The sequence below is a fragment of the Actinocorallia lasiicapitis genome (genome assembly GCF_054778695.1).
Map to the genome: position 1 here is coordinate 1 of NZ_BAAGZI010000316.1, position 7045 is coordinate 7045.

Consider the following 7045-nt stretch of genomic DNA (forward strand, 5'->3'; position numbering starts at 1 on the left):
GTTCACCGACAGCACGTCGACGGGGGTGGCCTCGCCGTGCAGCACGCCTCGGGCACGGACACGGCCACGGCCTTCATCAACCTGGCCCTGGTCCTGGGCCTTCCGGGCCGGCCCGGGAGCGGTTACGGATGCCTGACCGGGCAGGGCAACGGCCAGGGCGGACGCGAGCACGGGCAGAAGGCCGACCAGCTCCCGGGCTACCGCAGGATCGACGACCCCGAAGCCCGCGCCCACGTCGCCTCGGTCTGGGGCGTCGACCCGTCCGTGCTGCCCGGCCCCGGCCGGTCGGCCTACGACCTGCTGATGTCGCTCGGCACCGCGGACGGCCCACGGGCGATGGTGCTGTTCGGGTCGAACCCGGTGGTGTCGGCGCCCGCGGCACGTCAGGTCGAGCGGCGGCTGGCCGAGCTCGACCTCCTGGTCGTCGCGGACTTCGTGCTCTCGGAGACGGCCGCGATGGCCGACGTGGTGCTGCCGACCACGCAGTGGGCCGAGGAGCAGGGGACGATGACGAACCTGGAAGGCCGGGTTCTGCGACGCCGCCCGGCGCTGCCGCCACCGCCCGGGGTGCGTTCCGACCTGGAGATCCTGGCGTCGCTGGCCGACCGTCTCGGGGCGCCCGGAAGCTGGCCCGTGGAGCCGGAGGAGGTCTTCACCGAGCTGGCACGGGCGAGCGAGGGCGGCCCGGCCGACTACTCCGGCATCACCTACGAGCGGCTCGAGACCGAGGGCGGGGTGTACTGGCCGTGTCCGTCCGCCGACCACGCCGGGACTCCCCGGCTCTTCCTCGACCGTTTCGCCACGGCGAACGGGAAGGCCAGGCTCGTTCCGGTCGAACACCGGGGCCCGGCGGAGGACGTCGACGAGGACTACCCGGTCGTGCTGACCACGGGACGGGTCATGGCGCACTACCAGTCGGGCGCCCAGACCCGGCGGATCAGGACGTTGACCGAGGCCGAGCCTTCGGTCTACTGCGAGATCCATCCCGACACGGCCCGGCGGTTCGGCCTCGCCGACGGGCAGCGGGTCCGGATCACCAGCCGGCGCGGCGGCGCCCTCGCGCGGGCACGGCTGACCGAGGGGATCCGCCCGGACACGGTCTTCATGCCCTTCCACTGGCCGGGCTCCGGCCGGGCCAACCTTCTGACCAACCCGGTACTCGACCCGATCTCCGGAATGCCCGAGTTCAAGGCGTGTGCCGTGCGCATCGAGCCCTTCCTCGAGGAGGCGGTATGGGACCGATCGTCATGAGACCGATCGTCGTCGTCGGCAACGGGATGGCGGGTTCCCGGCTGCTCACCGAGATCCGCCGCCGTGACGCCGAGACGCCGTTGACCGTCTTCGGGGCCGAGGACCGCAACGCCTACAACCGGGTCATGCTGTCGAACGTCCTGGCCGGCAAGACCAGGGCCGACGAGCTCGAGCTGGTCGCGCCGTCCTGGTACCGCGAGCACGGCGTGGACGCGCGCCAGGGCGTGTGCGTGACCGGCATCGACCGGCAGGAGCGTGTGGTCCTCGCCTCGGACGGCAGCCGCACCGCCTACGACCGGCTGGTCCTGGCGACCGGGAGCAGGGCGCTGGTGCCGCCGATCCCGGTGCTGACCGGCCAGGAACACACCGGTGTGCTGGCCGCCGGAGGGCTGCCGGCCGGAGTGGCCGTGTTCCGCACCCTGGCGGACTGCGATCTGATCTCGGCGGCGGCACGGGACGCCAAACGCGTCATCGTGGTCGGCCGCGGGCTGCTCGGCCTGGAGGCCACCCGCGGGCTCGCCGACCGCGGGCTGCACGTGACCGTCGTCCATCTGGTGGGGCACCTGATGGAACGCCAGCTCGACCGGCAGGCGGGCCAGGTGCTCGCCCGGACGTTGCGGCGTCAGGGCCTCCACCTGCGGCTGTCCGCCCAGGTCGACGGGATCGAGGTCGGCGCGGCGGGGGCGAGCGGGGTCAGGCTGTCCTGCGGCGAGCTGCTGCCGGCCGAACTGGTGGTGGTCGCCTGCGGCGTCCTCCCCGAGACCGGGCTGGCCCGCGCCGCGGGTCTGGCCGTCGACCGCGGCGTCGTCGTGGACGACCGGATGGTCTCGGTGAGCGACCCGGACGTGATGGCCCTGGGCGACTGCGCCCAGTTCGGCGAGACCGTCTACGGTCTGGTCGCACCGGCCTGGGAGCAGGCCACCGTGCTCGCCGACCTGCTCACCGGCACGGACCCCGCGGCCCGGTATGCGGGTTCGAAGCTGCTGACGCGGCTCAAGGCCTCGGCCGTCGACCTGGCGTCGATGGGCGAGATCGACCACGACCCGTACGACCCGGAAGCCGATCCGGACGTGGAGGTCCTGCAGTACGCCGACCCGGCACGCCACACCTACAAGAAGGTCGTCCTCAGGGACGGCCGGCTCGTCGGCGCGATCCTGCTCGGCGAGACCAGCACCGCGGGCACCCTTGCCCGGCTGTTCGAGGGGGCGGGCGAGCTGCCCGGCGACCATCTGGGGCTGCTCTTCGACGGAATCGGCTCCGCCGGAGCGGAGGGTCCGGCGGACGACGACGTCGTCTGCTTCTGCAACAACGTCACCACATCAACGATCAAGCGCTGCTGGCAGCAGGGCGCGCGCAGCGTGCCCGAAGTCACGGCGCACACCCGGGCGGGGACCGGATGCGGCGGCTGCCGGGAGACCGTGCGGTCGCTCCTCGCAGGATTCGAAGCATTGAGTAACGGTTCCACTGTCATGCCGCGGTCCGTCGCCTGAGAATCAAATGAGCCAGATATGTGTGCCGGGATTCACCCGGCGGAGGATGGTGTCCCATGCAAGAGGTCTTTGACGGCCTCGCGGCCGAGACGCGGCCCGGGTCGGCGGGAGAGCACTGCCTGCAAGTCGAGATCGGCTCGGTGGCGCGGGCCGACAGATTCTATTCCGAACAGGTGCTGGACCACCTCAACGTCCGGATGCGGGAATTCGTCCTGCGGCAGGAAATGGCCTTCATAGCGACCGCGGACGCCCACGGCGAATGCGACGCGACTTTCCGGGCGGGGCCCCGCGGATTCATGCGGGTCCTCGACGAACGTCATGTGACCTATCCCGAGTACCGGGGAAACGGTGTGATGGCGAGCTGCGGGAACATCTCGGAGAACGGGCACGTCGGCATTCTCTTCGTGGATTTCATCCAGGACGTCATCGGCCTGCACGTCAACGGGAAGGCCGAACTGGTCGACGACGCGCTGATGCGTGAGCGGTATCCCGAGATCCCCGAGCCCGACGTCCCCGGGCGCCGTCCCGAGCGCTGGGTCCTGGTCACCGTGGAGGAGGCCTACATCCACTGCTCCAAGCACATCCCCCGGCTGGCCCCGATGGCGCGGAACAGGGACTGGGGCACGGACAACGTGAAGCGCAAGGGCGGCGACTTCTTCGGAGCCAAAGCCGACAGATGACCTGCGGCGCGCAGCGCCCGAGTCTCCGCGAAGCCGGTCGGACTGGTCCGGCCTTCGCGGACCCGGCCGGCCGGTCCTCAACGCGCCAAGGACCGGCCGGCCCTGCGTTTCCCGAACGATCGTAGGCCCGGTGCGGTGGCCAAGGCCGCCGCACCGGGCCTGACGTGCTGCGGCGGTTCCGTGCCGGCTCGCACGGGCTCGGAGAACCGAGCCCGTGCGTCGGGGACGGGGTCCGCGCGCGCCGCCGTCCCCTCCTGAGGGGCGGTGGTTTAGTAGAGGTGTTCGCAGTTGGCGGGGTCGATGAGGGTGTCGGTGCCGTCCTTGTAGACGGTGTCGTCGCCGCCGCGGCAGGTGATCTGGTCGGGGTCGTTGACCTGGTCGGGGTCGGGGGTGGAGGACCTGATGGTGTCGTCGCCGTCTCCGGCGTCGATGGTGTCCTTGTAGAAGGAGCCGGAGCCCGCGGCGGGGCCGGCTCCGCTGGTGATGGTGTCGGCGCCGTCACCCGCGGTGACCCGCGAGTAGCCGCCGGCGGTGATGGTGTCGTCACCCTCCCAGCTTCCGATGCTGAGCTGGATCGGCCTGAAGCCGCTCGTGCCGTAGACCGAGCCCTGGCCGCTGGCGGTGATGGTGTCGGCGCCGTCCCAGGTGACGATGGCGACGGATTCGACCTTGAGGAGGTTGGTCGGGGTCTGGACGTGGCTCGGGCACGTGATGGTGGTGGAGCTGGTGTGGCTGCAGTCGTACGTCGAATAGTTGCTGTTGTCGATCGTCACGGACGAGGCGTTGGCGGCGGTGAACACGATGTCGTCATCGCCGACGGAGACGCTGATGGTGTCGGGATCCTCGCTGCCGAAGTAGGAGATGGCGGGCTGCCCGCTGAAATGATCCGCGATGATCATGACTTTGTGCTGGGTCCTGACGGCGTGAGCCGCAGGGCCGACGGCCACGACCGAGGCGGCCACGGCCACTCCCGTACCCCAGTAGGCCATCTGGTGAGCCAGACGCTTCATCGATCCTCCCCATGGCGCCGTGAAAGGCGCTCTGAAAATTTCATGGACGGCACCATGCTGGGATCTCGGCGACGCGTGTGCACTGGGGAGCCACCCCGAGACCGGCCCCTAGGTCGGCGCCGGTCGACTGCTCGTCTTCTCGACCGTGTCGCCGGATCAGGGATGACGGCTTGGGCGGCATCGGTCCGGCTCTGCCGTAACGCGTCCTCAGGTGTCCGAGTCGGCCAGGGGGAGGTGGGTGCGGTCCGTGGACAGGGTTTCAGGGGGTTGGTGGGTGGCCATGGTGCGGAGGTCGTGGGAGATGCGCATGGAGCAGAACTTGGGGCCGCACATCGAGCAGAAGTGGGCGGTCTTGGCGGGGGCGGCGGGGAGGGTCTCGTCGTGGAAGGAGCGGGCGGTGTCCGGGTCGAGGGCCAGATTGAACTGGTCCTCCCAGCGGAAGTCGAAGCGGGCGTCGGACAGGGCGTCGTCCCAGGCCTGGGCGCCGGGGTGGCCCTTGGCGAGGTCCGCGGCATGGGCGGCGATCTTGTAGGTGATGACGCCCGTCTTCACGTCGTCCCTGTCCGGCAGGCCCAGATGCTCCTTCGGGGTGACGTAGCAGAGCATCGCCGTGCCGTACCAGCCGATCATCGCGGCGCCGATGGCGCTGGTGATGTGGTCGTAGCCGGGCGCGATGTCCGTGGTCAGCGGGCCGAGCGTGTAGAAGGGCGCGTTGCCGCAGAGCTCCTTCTGCAGGTCGACATTCTCCTTGATCTTGTGCATCGGGACATGTCCGGGACCCTCGTTCATGACCTGGTTGTCGTACTCGGCGGCGATCGCGGTGAGCTCGCCCTGGGTGCGGAGCTCCGCGAACTGGGCCTCGTCGTTGGCGTCGGCGACACAGCCGGGGCGCAGGCCGTCGCCGAGCGACCAGGTGATGTCGTAGGCCGCGAAGATCTCGCAGAGTTCGCGGAAGCGCGTGTACAGGAAGTTCTGCTCCCGGTGGGCCTGGCACCAGGCCGCCATGATGCTGCCGCCGCGCGACACGATCCCGGTCCTGCGGCCCGCCGTCAGCGGGACGTACTCCCGCAGCACGCCCGCGTGGACGGTCATGTAGTCGACGCCCTGCTCGGCCTGCTCGACGACGGTGTCGCGGAACAGCTCCCAGGTGAGGTCGGCGGGCTCCCCGCCGGCCTTCTCCAGCGCCTGGTACAGCGGGACGGTCCCGACGGGCACCGGCGAGTTCCGCAGGATCCACTCGCGGGTGGTGTGGATGTCGCGCCCCGTCGACAGGTCCATGATCGTGTCGGCGCCCCAGTGGGTCGCCCAGGTCATCTTGTGGACTTCCTCCTCGATCGAGGAGGTCACGGCCGAGTTGCCGATATTGGCGTTGATCTTCACGAGGAACCGCGAGCCGATGATCATCGGCTCGATCTCCGGATGGTTGACGTTCGCCGGGAGCACGGCCCGTCCCGCGGCCAGCTCTTCGAGCACGACGGAGACGTCGACGTCCTCGCGGAGCGCCGCGAACTCCATTTCGGGCGTCACGATCCCCCGCCGGGCGTACGCCCGCTGGGTGACGGGCGCCCCGGTCGCGCGCAGCGGTCTCCGTCCGGGGAATCCGGTCGACGGCGCCTCCCGGTCGCGCCGCCCGTCGTCGCCCGGCTGCGGCGCCCGCCCCTCGTAGGGCGCCGTGTCGGCCCGTTCGGCGATCCACCCGGCGCGCAGCGGGGGCAGCCCCTCGCGCACGTCGACGGTGATCCCGGGGTCGGTGTGCGGCCCCGAGGTGTCGTACAGCGAGATCGACTCGCCGTTGGTGAGGTGCACCTTCTTCTGCGGCACCCGCAGATCGTCGCGCGATCCCACGACATACGACTTGTGCCAGGAAACAGACATGAAAAGCCGCCTCTCCCTACGCCGGCATTACCCGGTCAGGTTCAACGGTCGGCGGCCGCGTCAGCCACCCTCTCAGCCCGATGCCTCAGGCTCCCGCGGTTTCGGTCGCCCCGAACGTAACCCACCACCCCCCACCTGAAAACGTGACCTGCGTCATATCGGAGACTCATCTGTTACCGGATCGCCGATTTCTCTCCCTACCGTGAAATGCGGCCGCGCCGGTGACGAAAAGGGGAGAAGTGATCGATCAGCCTTATGTGGGAGTGGAACTCAGGCCCACACTGCGAGCGGACCAATGGGCCCTGCTCGTGCCCTGGCTCGACCCGGGCGAGCCGGTGTCCGCGCTGGTGGCGACCGTCAAGGCCGCCCCGAAGCTGACCCATCTGCTCGTCACCGACCGCCGGGTGGCCGCCTTCCGCGACACCGATCTCGCGCACCAAGGATTCGGCCTCGAGCTGCGCGTCGAGAACATGCGATCGCTGGACGCCAAACCCTCCTACCAACAGCGCTGGTTCCTCTCAATTACTGATATATCGGGAAATGAGGAAGATTTCGGCAATCTCCATGCCGACGACGCCCAGACCGTCGTCGCTCTCGTCAGCACTCTCCTCGCGCCTCCAGTCCCGTCCGCCCTGCCTCCCGCGCAGCCGCCTCCACCGGCCCCCGCCCCGCCTGCGCCGGGCGCCGTCCCGCCCGGCTGGGTGTACGTGCCCCCTCCCCACTGGCCGGTGCCACCCGC

5 protein-coding genes and 1 pseudogene are annotated in these 7045 nt (G+C 70.0%); 4 read left to right on the plus strand and 2 right to left on the minus strand.

What is annotated here, in order from left to right:
• The 3 genes from ACYVE7_RS26010 to ACYVE7_RS26020 form a co-directional block, all read left to right on the plus strand.
• Positions 1-1251 (plus strand): molybdopterin oxidoreductase family protein (locus ACYVE7_RS26010; RefSeq protein WP_460368091.1); only part of this gene is annotated, 1251 nt, incomplete at its 5' end.
• Positions 1233-2741: an FAD-dependent oxidoreductase gene (locus ACYVE7_RS26015; protein ID WP_460368093.1), complete on the plus strand. Its 1509-nt coding sequence runs from the start codon at positions 1233-1235 to the stop codon at positions 2739-2741. The genes ACYVE7_RS26010 and ACYVE7_RS26015, both read left to right, overlap by 19 nt.
• Positions 2742-2797: 56 nt before the next feature.
• Positions 2798-3421: a pyridoxamine 5'-phosphate oxidase family protein gene (locus ACYVE7_RS26020; RefSeq protein WP_460368094.1), complete on the plus strand. Its 624-nt coding sequence runs from the start codon at positions 2798-2800 to the stop codon at positions 3419-3421.
• 269 nt (positions 3422-3690) lie between these two features.
• Here ACYVE7_RS26020 and ACYVE7_RS26025 read toward each other — a convergent pair whose 3' ends face one another.
• Positions 3691-4431 carry a hypothetical protein gene (locus ACYVE7_RS26025; RefSeq protein WP_460368096.1) on the minus strand — a complete coding sequence of 247 codons (741 nt, stop codon included), beginning with the start codon at positions 4429-4431 and terminating at the stop codon, positions 3691-3693.
• A 207-nt stretch (positions 4432-4638) separates the two neighbouring features.
• Positions 4639-6306: a phosphomethylpyrimidine synthase ThiC gene (thiC, locus tag ACYVE7_RS26030; RefSeq protein WP_460368097.1), complete on the minus strand. Its 1668-nt coding sequence runs from the start codon at positions 6304-6306 to the stop codon at positions 4639-4641.
• Positions 6307-6545: 239 nt separating this feature from the next.
• On the opposite strand from thiC, the pseudogene ACYVE7_RS26035 reads away from it, so the two are divergent.
• Positions 6546-7045 (plus strand): annotated as a pseudogene (locus ACYVE7_RS26035) (hypothetical protein); the annotation flags it as partial.